Below are 14637 nucleotides of genomic sequence, written 5' to 3' on the forward strand. Positions count from 1 at the left end.
GGTGGGGTGGGGCGCCCCCCGTCAGCGGAGGTCGTAGGCCTTGAGGAAGCCGATGATGAAGGGCGCTGCGCCCGTCACGCCGTTGTCACCCACCTCGTTGTAGGCGGCGATCGCGATGTCGCCGCGGCCCGCGACCATCCAGACGTGGGTGTCCGGCGGGTTCTTCGTGCCGAACTCGGCGGTGCCGGTCTTGGCGTACTCCACGCCGAGAGGCTTGAGGACCTTGCCGGAGCCCTCCTGCACGACGGCGCGCATCTCCTGGCGCAGCACGTCGGCCTCGGACGCGGCGAGCGGCGTCGCCGGCTCGGGCAGGGCAGGGGCGCCCGCGACGAGCTGGGGGCGCACCGTCTGGCCCTTCATGACGGAGGCGACGACCAGGGCCATCGTCAGGGGTGAGGCCTCCACGCGTCCCTGGCCGATGAACGACGCCGCGTGCTCGACGACGTCGTCGGTGGCAGGCACCGAGCCGAGGAAGCCGGTGAAGGGGAGGTCGAGCTTCTCGCCCATGCCGAGCGACTGCGCCGCGGCGACGAGGTCGGCCTGGCTCACCTTGGAGTACTGGCTGATGAAGGCCGTGTTGCACGAGTAGGCGAGGGCGGTCTGCATCGGGATGTCGCCGAGCTTGTCCTTGGGGTAGTCGGTGTAGTTGCTGAACCGGCGCCCGTTGACGGTCAGGCTCTCGGTGCACGGCAGCTTGGTCGCCGCCGTGGCGCCCTTGCGCACGTTGGCCAGCGAGCTGGCGATCTTGAACGTGGAGCCGGGGGCCTGCTTGCCGGCGAGGGCGAGGGTCGAGCCCTTCGCGCCCGGTCCGACGGCGGCCGCGAGGACCTCGCCGGTGGACACGCGCACCGCGACGAGGGCGGTCGGCCGTGCGGTCTGCGTGGCGAGCGCAGCCTCTGCCGCGCTCTGGGCCTTGGGGTCGAGGGTGATCGTGAGCGGCTCGCCGTCGGTGGAGGCCTCGGCGAAGAGCTCGCGCTTGTCGAGCGCGCTGCCGTCGGCCCCGCGCTTGACGGCCTGCACCGCGAGGCCGGGCGTGCCGCGCAGGCGCGCGTCGTAGCGGTACTGCAGGCCCGTCTGGCCGACGGTGTCGCCGGCCTGGAGCGTGCCCTTCGAGGCCGAGATCTGCTCGGCGGTGGCCTGACCGACCGTGCCGAGGATCGGCGACGCCCACGTACGGCTGGGGCCGAGCACCTGCATCGCCGGCACCGTCAGCGCGCCCTTGACCTTCGCGATCGCCGCGCCGTTCTTCTGCAGGACAGGGTCGCTCTCGCGCAGGGTGACGCCCTCGACGAAGGCCCTCGAGCCGGCCGCGGCCACCTTCGCGGCGAAGCGGGCGGGGTCGATGTCGATCAGGGCGGCAAGCTTCTTGGCGGAGGCCGTGGCCTCGGCGCCGGGGACCCGGGTCTTGTCGATGCCGACGGCGGCCACCTCGCGCTCCGTCATGATCCTGCCGCCCGAGGCGTCGACGATGTCGGCGCGCTGGGGCCACTTGCGCACGAGGTCGAGCGTCTCGTCCGCGGTGAGCTGGGGCGCGACGACTCCGGGCGTCCACGCCACCTGCCAGCGGTCGTCGACGAGCCTCAGGTCGACCGTCGTCTCGTACGTCCAGTCCGTGGGGGACTTCGAGACGTCCCAGCGGGTCTCGAGGGTCGCGGTGGCGCGGTCGGAGCCCTCGCCGTGGCTGACCTTGCCCAGCGTGACCTGTGGCCGCAGGATCCCGAGGTCCTTGTAGGCCGCCTTGACGAAGGCGGTCGCCCTGGCCGGGGTGGTGCCCTTGAAGGTGACGGCGCCGAGGTCGGCGGTGGACAGCCCCGCGGCGAGCGCCCGGGCGGTGTCGTCCGGCACGGGTGGCGACGAGAAGAGCGAGCAGCCGGCGCCGAGCGTGCTGACGAGCACACCGGAGAGCGAGACGGCGACGAGAGTCCTGGCGCGAGATCCCCTGAGCATGGCCCCACCGTACGTGCCCCCGTGAGGCATGCCGGCTAGCGGTCGGGACGCCAGAGCTGCACGGAGGCGACGGGCTCGAAGCCAGCCGACAGGAAGGCGCGCAGGGCGCGGGCGTTGCCGGGAGCACACGCGGCCACCACCACGTCGCCCTCCGGGATGAGGGTGAGGGCGTCGCGCACCACGTCGGCGCCCACGTGCTCCTTGGCCGGGTCGGTCTCCAGCCCCACCTCGGGGAGTGCGCCGAGCCCCGTCGAGAGGGTCACGAGCGTGTGGTCGTCCGGGGCGGCATACCCGAACGCCGTGACGTCACTGCGGACGGACGTCGCGTGCTGTGCACGCGGGTGGTTGCGCAGGTCGCTGCGCGGCACGAGGGCCGGCTCGCCGCCGGTCCCGCGGGCGACGAGGACGATGTCGAGCGCGTCGATCCACCCGGAGCCGGCGAGTCGCGAGACGACCCGCGGGTTGCTCGCGCCGCCGAAGCCGTCGGGCCCGAGCGAGCCCAGCGTCCCGTCGGACACGTCGTCGTCGACGGCGAGGTACGCGTGGCCGGTGAAGGCGACGACGCCCTCGACCCCGGGCCGCCAGGGCCCGACACGCTGCCACCCGCCGTCGACGGCGGGGAAGTCGCCTGCCGCGGCCTTGCTGAGGACGTCGCCGATGGGATGCACGCCGTCCATCAAACCCGCCGACCCCGACCGCCGCCTGATGGGGTCCGCCTGTTGACACCCGCCCGCGGCGTCGGCAGGTAGGTTGTGGCCATGTCACGACCGCACGCGGCCGCCATCGTCGAGGACTCGGTCAACCGACAGGTGGAGCGCGTCCTGCGTGGCCGTGGGTGGAGCAACAAGGTCGTGACCCACATCGGCTACGGGTCGACGTCCTTCGTCCGGGTCTTCGCCCGGATCCTGCTGCAGCGCAAGGGGCAGGCGGGCCCGCCGAGCCGGCAGGACGCCACCGGCGCCCTCGTGCCCGCGCACTACGAGCGCGGCTGGCGGGTGTTCCTGACCGCCCACGCCAGCGGCGTGCCCGTCAGCGTGACGATCGGCGAGCGCGAGGTGTTCGGCCGCTCCGACCGCAGCGGCTACATCGACCTCGTCGCCCACGACCACGGCCTCGAGCCCGGCTGGCAGCAGGTCGTCGTGCGGGCCCGGGGCGCCGAGCCGGTGCCGGCGGACGTCTTCATCGTGGCCGACGGCGTGAGGCACGGGATCGTCAGCGACATCGACGACACCGTCATCACGACGATGCTCCCGCGGCCGATGCTGGCCGCCTGGAACACCTTCGTGCGCCGCGGCAAGGCCCGCCGGGCCGTCTTCGGCATGGCGCCGATGTACCGCCGCTTCCTCTCGGCCCACCCCGGTGCGCCGATCGTCTACGTCTCCACCGGGGCGTGGAACACCGCCTCGACCCTGACCCGGTTCCTCCTCGAGAACGGCTTCCCGCTCGGCCCGCTGCTGATGACGGACTGGGGACCCACCAACACCGGGTGGTTCCGCAGCGGCCAGGCGCACAAGCGGGCCAGCCTCGACCGGCTGGCCCGAGACTTCCCCGAGATCACGTGGCTGCTCGTCGGCGACGACGGCCAGCACGACCCGCAGATCTACGCCGACTTCGCCGAGGCGCGGCCCGACCGCGTCGACGCCATCTGCATCCGGCACCTCTCGCCCACCGAGCAGGTGCTCTCCAACCCGATCAAGCTCGACGCGCCCAGCCGCCCGTGGGCGGCCCGGTCGGTGCCCACCTTCTCGGCGCCCGACGGACACGCCATGCTCCGCATCCTCGACGAGTCCGGCAAGGTCGGTGAGCCGGTCGCCGACGAGGAGCAGCCTTCGCGTCCGGGCCGTTCGGTCGGCGCGGGATGACAGACTGGCCGCATGCCTGAGCTGCCCGAGGTGCAGGCGCTCGTCGACTTCCTCGCCGAGCGGACGGCCGGGCTCGCCGTCATCAAGGTCGAGCTCGCGTCCTTCAGCGTCCTGAAGACGTTCGACCCGCCGCCGCAGGCCCTCGAGGGAGCGCCGGTCGACGGGGTCCACCGCCACGGCAAGTTCCTCGACATCGACGCCGACGGCACCCATCTCGTCTTCCATTTGGCGCGGGCCGGCTGGCTGCGGTGGTCCGAACAGCTGCCGACCACCGTGGTCCGCCCCGGCAAGTCGCCCATCGCGCTGCGGGTCCGGCTGTCCGACGGCTCGGGCTTCGACCTGACCGAGGCCGGCACGAAGAAGTCGCTGGCGGCCTACATCGTCAAGGACCCGGCCGAGGTCCCGGGCATCGCGCGCCTGGGCCCCGACCCGATGGCCGACGACTTCACGCTCGAGAAGTTCCGCTCGATGCTCGACGGCCGGCGCACCCAGATCAAGGGGCTGCTGCGCGACCAGGAGTTCATCGCCGGCGTGGGCAACGCCTACTCCGACGAGATCCTGCACGTCGCGAAGCTCAGCCCCTTCGCGATCGCGGGCTCGCTCGGGCCCGAGGTCGTCGACCGGTTGTATGCCGCCCTGCGCGACACGCTCGAGAGCGCGGTCGCGACGGCGTCGGGCAAGCCGGCCAAGGAGCTCAAGGACGCCAAGCGGGCCGGCATGCGCGTGCACGCCCGCACCGGCGAGGCGTGCCCCGTGTGCGGCGACACCGTGCGCGAGGTCTCCTTCGCCGACACGTCCCTGCAGTACTGCGCCACGTGCCAGACGGGCGGCAAGCCGCTCGCCGACCGGCGGATGTCGCGGCTGCTCAAGTAGGCCCGGACGCAAGAAGGGGGCGCCGGGTGACCCGGCGCGCCCTCCTTGTGCGGTTCAGCGGTGCTTGCGGTTGACCGAGACCACCGTGCCCCGCGTCTCGTCGAGAATCACCTGCGGTGCGGGCGACGCGTCGAACGAGAAGAGGTGGCGCATCGAGTTCGCCCAGGCGTCGGCCGAGCCGTCACCGATGCGGCCGACGTTCCAGTTGTCCTCGATGAGGCGCAGGATCGAGGCCTGATCGGTCTGCCTGTGGTCGACGAAGTTCGTCTTCGCGAAGGGCGAGATGACCACGAGCGGTTGGCGCGGGCCGGGGCCGCAGCGGTCCTGGTAGCCCTGCGCGATCGGCACCCCGGAGGCGGCCGCGTCGGTGCAGAAGGCGGCGTCGTCGGTGGTGTTGGAGGCGTTCTTCACCTGGGCGGCGACGTGGTCGTACCAGCCGTCGGAGTCGTCGTAGGCCAGGACGATCGCGGTGTCCTTCCAGTGCTTCGACTTCTGGATGGCGTTGATCTCCTTGACGATGAAGTGCTGCTCGTCGATGGGGTCGGAGTAGCCCGCGTGCCCGTCCTGGTAGTTCGGGGCCTTGAGGAAGCTGACGGCCGGCAGGTTGTCGGTGCCCACGACCTGGTCGAAGGCCGTCATGTCGTACTGGTGGTTCGCCTGCCCGTCATGGCCGATCTCGGCCGCGCTCGCCGGCGGGAGGTGGTGCGGGTTCGCCGTCGACGCGTAGTACTGGAAGGGCTCGTGGTGCGGGTTGTAGTCGGTCGAGGCGACCCCGGCGACGTTCGTGTGGGAGGTCATGCAGGCTGCAGGGGCACCACCGGATGCGGCCGTCGTCGGCGTGAAGCCGCCCTGGAACCAGCCCCACGACACCTTCTTGGCGTTGAGCAGGTCGCCGATGTTGCGGCCCGTCATCGCGGCCAGCGTGAAGCTCTTCGTGTGGCTGTTGTTGGAGCAGTCGTCGTAGACGGGGTCAGGGTCGCCGGTCATGGTGCCGACACCCTTCGCATCGGGGAAGCGCACCGTGTAGTCGCCGGCGGCCGGGGTCGTCGCCGGGGTGCCGTCGGCGTTGTACTCCTTGACGCCGTGGGTCTGTCCGGAGACGAGGTTGATGGCGCCGGGCGTCGACGGACCGAAGGTCGTGCTGAACGCGTGGTCGCTCATCGCGTAGTGCTGGGCGTAGTTCCACATCGCCGTGACGGTGTTGCCGTCGTAGTAGTCCATCGTCAGGCCGGGGCGGCCGTAGGTCGGGGCGGCACACTCGTCCTTGCTCGTGAACTCCACGAACTTGTCCATGGCGCCGGAGTTGTAGGCCTTCTGCTCATTCGTGTACGTGTGGTCCTGGTCGCAGGTCACGGCCTGGCCCGGGGTGAGGCGCTGCGGCTGGATCGAGTTGGGGTTGTTCGGCGCGAGCAGGCGGTCGTGCGCCAGCGTGGCGATGGCCCGCGGGGTGCGCGGCGACGCGGTGAAGCGGGGAGCGGGTGTCGTCGAACCCTGCAACGTCTCCCCGGGGATGTTGGCGGCCTGGGGGTAGGTCGCGAAGTAGTGGTCGAACGACACGTTCTCGCCGAAGATGACGACGACGTGCTTTATCGGCGTCGAGGTCCGGGATGAGGCGGGGCTGGGACGGTGCGGCGCCGGGTGGGCACTCACGGTACCTGCGGTGGCAACGACCGGGACGAGAAGGGCGGCGGCGCCGGCGCCGGCGAGCGCGAGGCGGACGGAACGTTTCATCAGGTCTCCTCTGACCATCGGGCGGCCGGGCGTGACTGGCGCATCGCCTCCAGGGCTGGGGCCAAAATACGCCCGCGGACGGCGGCGCGGGAGGCCCGCACGGGTGGTTTGAACAGTGTTTGCCCAAAACGCGCCCCGGCTTGGCAGTACCTCCAGCGGGCTCCATGGCAACGTGCAGGTGACGCTCAGAAACACCCGAATACGGCTCGGGCTGCAACGATCCGCCCGCCGTGATTGTCTTCCCGACCATGAAGCCACTGAAGCCGATGACTCTTGCCGCGCTTGCTCTTGGAGCGGTTCTCACTGGCGGCTGCGGGGAGGCCAAGCCCTCACCGGGAACGCCCACCTCCGCGGACGGGCCGGTTTCGTCGGTGCAGGTCGTGACGCAGGGGGGCGTGCGCCTCGAGGTGACGATGTCGCCGGCCCCGCCGAAGGTCCCGGCCACCGGTGCCGGCATCGCGGCCACCCCGGGGCAGGTTCTCCACTACACCCTGACCAACACCGGCACGAAGCCCGTGCTCGCCTACGACGTGGTCCCGGCCGAGCTCGGCAGCGCCGTCCTCCCGAACGATGTCGACCCGAAGCATGCCTGGGTCTACGAGCAGTCCGGGGTGCTGCGGGTGAGCAAGCAGGGCTTCGCGCCGGCGCCGAACGTCCGGTTCGCGGCCGCCCCGGCGATGGGCGGTCACGTCATCGCTGCCGGGGCCAGCATCAGCGGGAGTGCGTATGCCGCGTGGCCGCTGACGCTGGACGTGCCGGGCGACTCGTTCACGGCGCCCCGGGCCGCGATCGACCGTGGTGTGAAGCGGTGGCAGTTCTGCGTGCAGGTCGACGACCGTGGTGCTGCTCAGGCTCGCCCGGCGGCTGTCGGTGGCGGGGTCGTCCAGGCACCCTCGACGGCTCCGGAGGGTGACGCCCTCATCTGCACCCGACCCGCGACCATCCCGGTGACCTGACGAGGCTTGTTCAAGGCGAGTCCGGGCGGCGGTCGCTCAGTGATGGAACGCCAACCCGACGATCCCCGAGCACGCGAAGAACAGCGCGCTGCCCGGCCAGACGAGAGCGGCGAGCACGCACCAGGTCTTCGCCGAGCGTGACGCGCGGTAGGCGTCGTCCCACCGGCCCTGGGCCCACTTCGGGCGGACCGAGATCGCCCGGACGATGGCCACGATGCCGAACGGCATGAAGCAGAACAGCGTGCAGAGGATGGCGGCCAGGAGGCGGGTCGGCGGCGGAGGCCGGTACGCCTGCGGCACGGGCGGCGCCCACGGCGGCGACACGGCATACGCAGGCTTGGTCGGTGGTGGCTGGGGCTGAGGAATCACGGGCTCGGGCGGCCCGGCGGCCTGCGGGAGCCGGGGCGTCGGAGGGTCGAGACGCGGCAGCCAGGCCGACCAGGTGTCGGTCATGGGGTCCGGCTGGTCCGGGACGTCCCCGGGATTCCTGTCGCTCATGGTCCCTCGCAGGTCAGATCACGCTGGGTTGCCCGTTGCCGCTCAGCTGCTTGCCGGCGCGCTGCCACTCGACCATGCCACCCTCGACGTTGGCCACGTCGTAGCCCTGGTGCACGAGCCACTGGACGGCGCGCGCCGACCGGCCGCCCATGCGGCAGACGACGGCGACGGTGTCGTCGGTCTCGGGCAGCTCGTCGATGCGGGAGGGCAGCTCGCCGAGCGGGATGTGGATGGCGTTGGGCGCATGACCCGCGGCCCACTCGTCGGCCTCGCGGACGTCGACGAGCACGGCGTCGTCGGGCAGCTCGGACACGGTCGTCGTGGGGATGGTGCTCATGGCTTCCATCCTGACACGGCGGCGACGTCGACCGACGACCCTTCGTCGGTGAAGGCCCGTGGCACGCGGGGGAAACGTCGCCCGAGGCGCGCCGTGGCGAACAACAGTCGCCGGTCGGTGAGCGAGTGTCGGGTCAGGGAGTGCGGGCCGCGAGCGTGTTGAGGACGGCCGCCGCCTCGTCGGCGTCGTCCACGGTGACGACGACGTCGGGCTCGCCGATGCGGTGCACGACCAGGGCTTCCCCGGCGCGCGTGACGTAGCCGCGACGTCCGTCCATGGCCAGGCGCCAGCCCCACCCGCCGAACTCGCGCAGCGGCGACACGCTCGTCGTCCCGGCCGAGGCCACGCGCTCGAGCGGCACACGGGACCACGACAACCCGGCGCTCGAGACGCGCAGGCCCGACGCGTCGACGGTCACGCGCGCCGAGAGGGTGATGGCCAGCAGGGCGCCGAGGCCCAGGGCCAGCAGCCACACCCAGGGCAACCCGGCGAGCGCGACCCAGACGAGCGGCAGGCCGACGACAACCGCAAGAGCCGTCGTCGGTCCCACCGGCAGGCTCGCACGACCGGTCCACGCGAGGCGGGTGGTCGGCGCGACGTCGAGCCGTGCCGCATCGGCGGGCAGGGGCTGGCGGGCGCCGGTCACCTCGGGTGGTGTCGTGCGCCCCCAGCGCCAGAGCCCCACCCCGACGAGCGCGGTCAGGACGAGGGTCGGCACCGTCCATTGGGGCGGGAACGCCTGCGGGACCTGCCCCGGTCGCTGGGCGAGCAGCCCGCCGAAGAGGAGGCCGCCGAGGAACACCGCCAGGCCTCCGGCGACGGCGGCGACAGGGCCCCGGGCCGAGCGGTGCATGAAGGCGGCCAGGGCGACGAGGGCGAGCGGCATGACCGTGGTGATGACGGCGGCGGTGAGCACGGCCGGCGTGAAGGACTGCCAGCGGTCCGGCTGGCCGTCCGCGCCCCAGTGCACGGCCAGCTGCTCCGGCAGACGGTCGCGAACGGCATACGCCATGGCCGTGCCCAACGCGGCCACGGCGGGCGCGAGCACCGCGCTCGCGACGAGGGCGTGGGTGGGTCGGCGGTCGATGGTCATCGCTGGAACTCGCTCTCTATCAGTCGGGTGAGGTCGGTGGGGGTCGTGCCGGTGCGGCGCGCCTCGGCGACGAGCTCGGCGACGATCGAGCGCAGCCGCGCGTCACCGGCCGGGTCGGCGGCGGTGACGACGGCGCCGCGGCCACGCCGCAGGTCGATCAGGCCCTCGTCGCGCAGCGCCTGGTAGGCCCGCAGCACCGTGTGGAGGTTGACGTCGAGGATGCCGGCGACCTCCTTCGCGGACGGGAGGCGGTCGCCCTTCGACAGGCGTCCGGACGCCATCTCGCGACGCACGCAGGCAGCCACCTGGACGTGCAGGGGGGTGCGTGAGGTGGGGTCGATCTGCCACAACATAGTTCGATTATGACTAGAACTATGCTGTGTTGGCAACCCATTAGGGTGGGTCCGTGAAGATCCTGTCGATCCAGTCCCACGTCGCCTACGGCCACGCCGGCAACTCGGCCGCGGTCTTCCCCCTCCAGCGGCTCGGCCACGAGGTGTATCCCGTGCTCACGGTGACCTTCTCGAACCACACCGGCTACGGCACGACCCGCGGTCCGCTCATCGCGCCGGCCGACGTCGCCGCCGTCATCGACGGGGTGCAGGAGCGCGGCGCGTTCCCCGCGATCGACGCGGTGCTGTCCGGCTACCAGGGCGCCGAGGCGGTCGGTGAGGTCGTCCTCGACGCCGTTGCTCGCGTCAAGGCGGCCAACCCCGCCGCCGTCTACTGCTGCGACCCCGTCATGGGTGACGTGGGGCGCGGCTTCTTCGTCCGCGAGGGCATCCCCGAGTACATGCGTGACCACGTCGTGCCCAAGGCCGACATCGTCACGCCGAACCAGTTCGAGCTCGAGTTCCTCGTGGGGCGCGAGGTCACCACGCAAGGCGACCTCGTCACCGCCGCCCGGGAGCTCGTGGCGCAGGGGCCGTCGGTCGTGCTCGTGACGAGCGCCCTGACGTCCGACACCCCGGCGGAGTCGATCGAGATGGCGTGCGTCACGGCCGAGGACGCGTGGGTCGTCACGACGCCGATGCTGCCCATGACGGTCCGCGGCGGGGGCGACGTGACCGCCGCCGTCTTCCTCGCGCACTACCTGACCGACGGTCCGCAGGTGGCGCTGAGCCGGACGGCCGCCACGATGTATGCCGTGCTCGAGCGGACGCACGCGAGCGGGTCCGAGGAGATGCTGCTCGTCGCGGAGCAGGACGCGATCGCGCACCCCGACGAAGTCTTCGAGATCTCGGCCATCAGTTGACGCGGACAGTCTGCGGCGCGTTATAGTCGCAACGCGCCGTTCCGCATGACCACCCCTGACCGTGCGGAACGGCGTTTTTCATGCCGTGATTCGGTGGAATGCGAGTCAAATGTTCTCTCTCCGTTGAGGACCGGCATGTCGGTGCGCTGGCGCGACGCGCCGAAGCGGCGCCGACCGGATGTCTCGGATCGACGGTAGAGAGCCGTATAGCCTCCGAGCGTGGACCCGATCACGAACCCCTACGCCCCCGGCGCCGGGCAGCGGCCGCCCGAGCTCGCCGGTCGTGACGAGCAGCTGCGCACCTTCGACGTGGTGCTCGAGCGGATCGCGCGCGGCCGGGCCGAGCGCTCGATCGTGCTGACGGGCCTGCGCGGCGTCGGCAAGACCGTCCTGCTCAACGCCCTGCGCAGCTCGGCCGTGCGCGCGGACTGGGGCACCGGCAAGCTCGAGGCCCGACCCGACCAGCGGCTGCGCCGGCCGCTGGCTGCGGCCGCGCACCAGGCCGTGCGCGAGCTCGGCCACCCGCGCCCCGAGGACGTCGATCAGGTGCTCGGCATCATCAAGGCCTTCGTGCTGCGTGACGCACCGACCGGCGCCAAGCTGCGCGACCGGTGGCAGCCCGGCATCGACGTCCCCGCGCTCACCGGTCGGGCCGACTCCGGCGACATCGAGATCGACCTCGTCGAGCTCTTCACCGACATCGGCGGCCTCGCGGCCGACGTCGGCAAGGGCGTCGCCTTCTTCATCGACGAGATGCAGGACCTCGACCCCGAGGACGTGTCGGCGCTCTGCGCGGCCTGCCACGAGATCTCGCAGTCGGGCCTGCCGGTGATTGTCGTCGGCGCGGGTCTGCCACACCTCCCGGCGGTGCTGTCGGCCTCGAAGTCCTACTCCGAGAGGCTCTTTCGCTACTCGCGCATCGACCGGCTCCCGCGTGAGGCCGCCGACCGCGCGCTCGTCGGGCCCGCCTCGGAGGAGGGGTGCGAGTTCACCCGCGAGGCGCTCGACGAGATGTATGCCGTGACCGCCGGCTACCCCTACTTCATCCAGGCGTACGGCAAGGTCGTCTGGGACGTCGCACCCACCTCGCCCGTCACCGCCGAGGACATCCGCGTCGCCGTGCCGGAGGCAGAGTCGGAGCTGGCCGTCGGCTTCTTCGGGTCCCGCTTCGAGCGGGCCACGCCGGCCGAGCGCGAGTACCTCCGGGCCATGGCCGACGCGGCCCTCGTCGACCCGTCCGGCATGGGGGGCGACGCTCTGGAGGCGGGGGCTGCGAACGGCGACGCGACGGCATACGTCCGCGACGGGGTGACCGAGCGCGAGGCGGTGCCGACCTCCGCGGTCGCCGACGTGCTCGGGCGCAAGCCGCAGTCCCTCTCGCCGGCCCGCGACGCGCTCATCAAGAAAGGGCTCATCTACTCCGGGGAGCGCGGCCTCATCGCCTTCACCGTGCCGCACTTCGGCCGCTACCTGCGCACCCAGTCCTAGCGGATCCGCCGAGCCCTGGGCGCTTCAGGCGTCCGCAGGTTGACGGTCTTCCCCGATGGTGGGTTCGGCCTTGATTCCTCCGTTGCGGTGATCCCACACGTCCCGGGCGATCGTCTGGATGATGCCGGCCACCGGAATGGCGAGCAGGGCGCCGAGGATCCCGGCCAGCTCCACGGCGAGGAGGATGGCCAGCAGGACGGTCAAGGGGTTGAGCTTGACAGTGCGCGACAGGATGACCGGCTGGAGCAGGTGGTTCTCCAGCTGCTGGTAGAGCACGAAGAAGACGAGCACGACGATCCCGGCGGTGACCGAGTGCAGGAACCCAGCGGCCAGCGCCACGACCGCGCCCAGGGTGGCGCCGACCAGCGGGATGAGGTCCGCGATCCCGACGAAGAGCGAGATGAGGCCCGCGAACGGGACGCCGAGGACCTTGAGCACGATGTAGGTCAGGACCCCGCAGATGACACTGATCAAGAGGTTCCCGGACAGGTAGCCGGTGACGGTCTTGGCGCAGTCGTGGCCCACGGTTCGGACCCGCTCGGCACGACGCTGGTCACCCAGGAGCCCGAGCGCACCGTCGACGGCCTTGGGCCCCTCCAGGACCATGAGGTACGCCAGGACGAAGATCGTGACGACCGCCGCCACCGTGGTGGCTGCCGCCTTCGCGAGGCCCAGTGCCGGGGTGGCCAGGCTGCGACCGTACTGGCTGATGCGGGCCTGGTTCTGCTGCACCCACTCGAGCGCGTTGGTCCGGTCGAGCAGCCCGCCGACGGGTCCTCGGCCGGCGCGCGCATCGGCGATGAGCTTCGGTAGCTGGCCGGCGAGGTCGGTGGCCTCGCGCGCCAGTGGCACGGCGAAAACCGCTGCAAGAGCGGCAAGGACGAGGAAGACGGCAAGGAAGACCAACAGCGTGGCCACCGACCGCGGGGCCCTGGGATAGCGACGCTCCAGGAAGTTCGCGACCGGATACAACGCCACCGCGAAGAAGAGGGCGACGACGATCCAGACGAGGACTCGTCGGACCTCGTAGACGAGGAGCAGACCGAGGGCGGTCAGCACCACCATGCCGATGGTGGTGGCGATGAGACGATACGGGACGCGTCGTTGTTGCACGGCGAGCCAGTACCCGTACACGGGAGGCGCCAAGCACTTGGGCGTATGCGGCGCCGACCCGACGGACCCGGACCTCGCTGTCGGCGGTGGTCAGTCGACCCGTGGCTGGGACTTGAAGCGGCGAACCTCGTGGGGCCAGCCGCACGCCTCAGCGATCTTGCCCGCCCACATCTTGGCTGCCTCGTCGTCGGCCACGTCCACGATGGCGAACCCGCCCAGGAACTCCTTGGTCTCGACGTAGGGCCCGTCCGTGATCATCACGGGACCGCCGGTGGGGTCGGCGTTGTAGACCGGGTCCTCCTCCTCCTCCAGGCCCCCGGCGAACACGTACACGCCGGCAGCCTTCATCTCGTTGACGACCGCCATGGCGAGCGGTCCGCGCCCACGGAACCACTCCTCGGAGTGGTCGCCCACCCACTGCTGGTTGAAGTAGAGGAGATACTCGGCCACGACTGCTCCTTTGCTCTGTCGGACCCCGTTGGCCCGCGTCTTGCCTACTACACGAACGGCGACCGACAAATACGACACCCTCGTCCCGCACGTTATGGCACCGACTCGGCATCGCGGGGGAGCGCGCTGCAGGCGCGCACGTCAGCGAAGATGAGGCCTTCGCTGTGGATGGGGAGTGAGGATGAGGCAACCGACGCTGTTCCTGACCGTGGGGCTCCCGGGTACCGGGAAGACCACTGCTGCGCGGCGCATGGAGGTCGAGCACAGAGCACTTCGCCTCACGAAGGACGAATGGGTGAAGGCCCTGTACGGGCACGACAACCCGCCGTCGGTCCAGGACGTGATCGAAGGTCGGCTCGTCCAGATCGGGCTGCGCGTCCTCGAGCTCGGCACCAGCGTCGTGCTCGACTACGGACTCTGGGGCCGGGACGAGCGCTCCGCGTTGCGGCAGGCGGCAGCAGACCTCGGCGCGCGCGTGGAGATGCACTACTTCGAACTGGCCCCGGCCGAGCAGCGGAGGCGACTGGATCAGCGCTTGGCTGAGGCGGCACACACCACCTGGCACATGAGCGATGAAGAGCTCGTCGAGTGGGCGGCGAAGATCGACGTCCCGACGGTCGGTGAGCTGGACGGCAGTGAGCCCATTGACGAGCCACCGGTGGGGTTCACGACGTGGGACGAGTGGCGCAGCCATCGCTGGCCGCCGTCTGTCACCTGACGCGGGGCGCTGGTGGCGATGCCAGGAGACTCCATGTGCATGCAGTCGGCGGCATGGGCGCCCTTCGGCCCAGACGGTCTAGCCGGCATACCGGGTTGGATGCGCGCGAGGACTCGTTCGCCTGCGGGCGCGGGGCCGCTCCGATCCTTGGTGGCTCACGGCCCTCTACGCCGGAGCCGTCGTCCCCGCCGACTACGTCATGGCAACGGGGATGCTCCGCGGGCTCAGGACCCGAGCCGAACGCGGCGCTCCTCCCGAACGATCAGGGCGCGAGCCGCTGCACCAGGAGCAGTACGCGTAGCTGTCGCTCAGGTCC

Annotated in this window: 15 protein-coding genes; 6 read left to right on the forward strand and 9 right to left on the reverse strand. The window is 71.3% G+C overall.

Going from position 1 to position 14637, the window contains the following annotated elements; genetic code table 11:
- Nucleotides 1-21 precede the first annotated feature (21 nt).
- Both AC3WRT_RS14090 and AC3WRT_RS14095 read right to left on the reverse strand, forming a co-directional pair.
- Nucleotides 22-1947 (reverse strand): penicillin-binding transpeptidase domain-containing protein, encoded by a 1926-nt coding sequence (locus tag AC3WRT_RS14090; RefSeq protein WP_492722901.1) that lies wholly within the window; start codon nucleotides 1945-1947, stop codon nucleotides 22-24.
- A 35-nt stretch (nucleotides 1948-1982) separates the two neighbouring features.
- Nucleotides 1983-2615, reverse strand: coding sequence for an N-acetyltransferase (locus AC3WRT_RS14095; RefSeq protein WP_492722902.1), 633 nt, complete (start codon nucleotides 2613-2615; stop codon nucleotides 1983-1985).
- 90 nt (nucleotides 2616-2705) lie between these two features.
- On the opposite strand from AC3WRT_RS14095, the gene AC3WRT_RS14100 reads away from it, so the two are divergent.
- Both AC3WRT_RS14100 and AC3WRT_RS14105 read left to right on the forward strand, forming a co-directional pair.
- The gene (locus tag AC3WRT_RS14100; RefSeq protein ID WP_492722904.1) at nucleotides 2706-3809 is read left to right on the forward strand and encodes an App1 family protein phosphatidate phosphatase; all 1104 of its coding nucleotides are present in this window, start codon (nucleotides 2706-2708) and stop codon (nucleotides 3807-3809) included.
- A gap of 12 nt (nucleotides 3810-3821) precedes the next feature.
- The gene (locus AC3WRT_RS14105; protein WP_492722906.1) at nucleotides 3822-4682 is read left to right on the forward strand and encodes an Fpg/Nei family DNA glycosylase; all 861 of its coding nucleotides are present in this window, start codon (nucleotides 3822-3824) and stop codon (nucleotides 4680-4682) included.
- Between the two features lie 54 nt (nucleotides 4683-4736).
- On the opposite strand, the gene AC3WRT_RS14110 is transcribed toward AC3WRT_RS14105, so the two are convergent.
- A complete protein-coding gene (locus AC3WRT_RS14110; RefSeq protein WP_492722907.1) occupies nucleotides 4737-6413 on the reverse strand; it encodes a phospholipase C in 1677 nt (558 codons plus the stop codon).
- A gap of 380 nt (nucleotides 6414-6793) precedes the next feature.
- Here AC3WRT_RS14110 and AC3WRT_RS14115 point away from each other — a divergent pair, with 380 nt between their 5' ends.
- Nucleotides 6794-7369, forward strand: coding sequence for a hypothetical protein (locus tag AC3WRT_RS14115; protein WP_492722909.1), 576 nt, complete (start codon nucleotides 6794-6796; stop codon nucleotides 7367-7369).
- Nucleotides 7370-7405: 36 nt separating this feature from the next.
- On the opposite strand, the gene AC3WRT_RS14120 is transcribed toward AC3WRT_RS14115, so the two are convergent.
- The 4 genes from AC3WRT_RS14120 to AC3WRT_RS14135 form a co-directional block, all read right to left on the reverse strand.
- A complete protein-coding gene (locus tag AC3WRT_RS14120) occupies nucleotides 7406-7867 on the reverse strand; it encodes a CD225/dispanin family protein (RefSeq protein WP_492722911.1) in 462 nt (153 codons plus the stop codon).
- Between the two features lie 13 nt (nucleotides 7868-7880).
- Complete coding sequence (locus AC3WRT_RS14125; RefSeq protein WP_492722913.1) at nucleotides 7881-8204, reverse strand: rhodanese-like domain-containing protein; 324 nt, start codon at nucleotides 8202-8204, stop codon at nucleotides 7881-7883.
- Between the two features lie 133 nt (nucleotides 8205-8337).
- Nucleotides 8338-9297, reverse strand: coding sequence for a DUF1648 domain-containing protein (locus AC3WRT_RS14130; RefSeq protein WP_492722915.1), 960 nt, complete (start codon nucleotides 9295-9297; stop codon nucleotides 8338-8340).
- Nucleotides 9294-9650, reverse strand: coding sequence for a GntR family transcriptional regulator (locus AC3WRT_RS14135; RefSeq protein ID WP_492722917.1), 357 nt, complete (start codon nucleotides 9648-9650; stop codon nucleotides 9294-9296). The genes AC3WRT_RS14130 and AC3WRT_RS14135 overlap by 4 nt, the downstream gene beginning before the upstream one ends.
- A gap of 53 nt (nucleotides 9651-9703) precedes the next feature.
- On the opposite strand from AC3WRT_RS14135, the gene pdxY reads away from it, so the two are divergent.
- Both pdxY and AC3WRT_RS14145 read left to right on the forward strand, forming a co-directional pair.
- Nucleotides 9704-10552 (forward strand): pyridoxal kinase PdxY, encoded by an 849-nt coding sequence (gene pdxY, locus AC3WRT_RS14140; protein WP_492722919.1) that lies wholly within the window; start codon nucleotides 9704-9706, stop codon nucleotides 10550-10552.
- A 219-nt stretch (nucleotides 10553-10771) separates the two neighbouring features.
- Nucleotides 10772-12040: an ATP-binding protein gene (locus AC3WRT_RS14145; RefSeq protein WP_492722921.1), complete on the forward strand. Its 1269-nt coding sequence runs from the start codon at nucleotides 10772-10774 to the stop codon at nucleotides 12038-12040.
- A gap of 24 nt (nucleotides 12041-12064) precedes the next feature.
- Here AC3WRT_RS14145 and AC3WRT_RS14150 read toward each other — a convergent pair whose 3' ends face one another.
- Both AC3WRT_RS14150 and AC3WRT_RS14155 read right to left on the reverse strand, forming a co-directional pair.
- The gene (locus tag AC3WRT_RS14150) at nucleotides 12065-13174 is read right to left on the reverse strand and encodes an AI-2E family transporter (protein ID WP_492722923.1); all 1110 of its coding nucleotides are present in this window, start codon (nucleotides 13172-13174) and stop codon (nucleotides 12065-12067) included.
- A 69-nt stretch (nucleotides 13175-13243) separates the two neighbouring features.
- Nucleotides 13244-13603 carry a YciI family protein gene (locus AC3WRT_RS14155; RefSeq protein WP_492722925.1) on the reverse strand — a complete coding sequence of 120 codons (360 nt, stop codon included), beginning with the start codon at nucleotides 13601-13603 and terminating at the stop codon, nucleotides 13244-13246.
- Nucleotides 13604-13853: 250 nt separating this feature from the next.
- On the opposite strand from AC3WRT_RS14155, the gene AC3WRT_RS14160 reads away from it, so the two are divergent.
- Nucleotides 13854-14321 carry a P-loop nucleotide/nucleoside kinase family protein gene (locus AC3WRT_RS14160; protein WP_492723032.1) on the forward strand — a complete coding sequence of 156 codons (468 nt, stop codon included), beginning with the start codon at nucleotides 13854-13856 and terminating at the stop codon, nucleotides 14319-14321.
- Nucleotides 14322-14637: the final 316 nt, after the last annotated feature.

Source organism: Terrabacter sp. FW104-15G4B, from assembly GCF_058790095.1.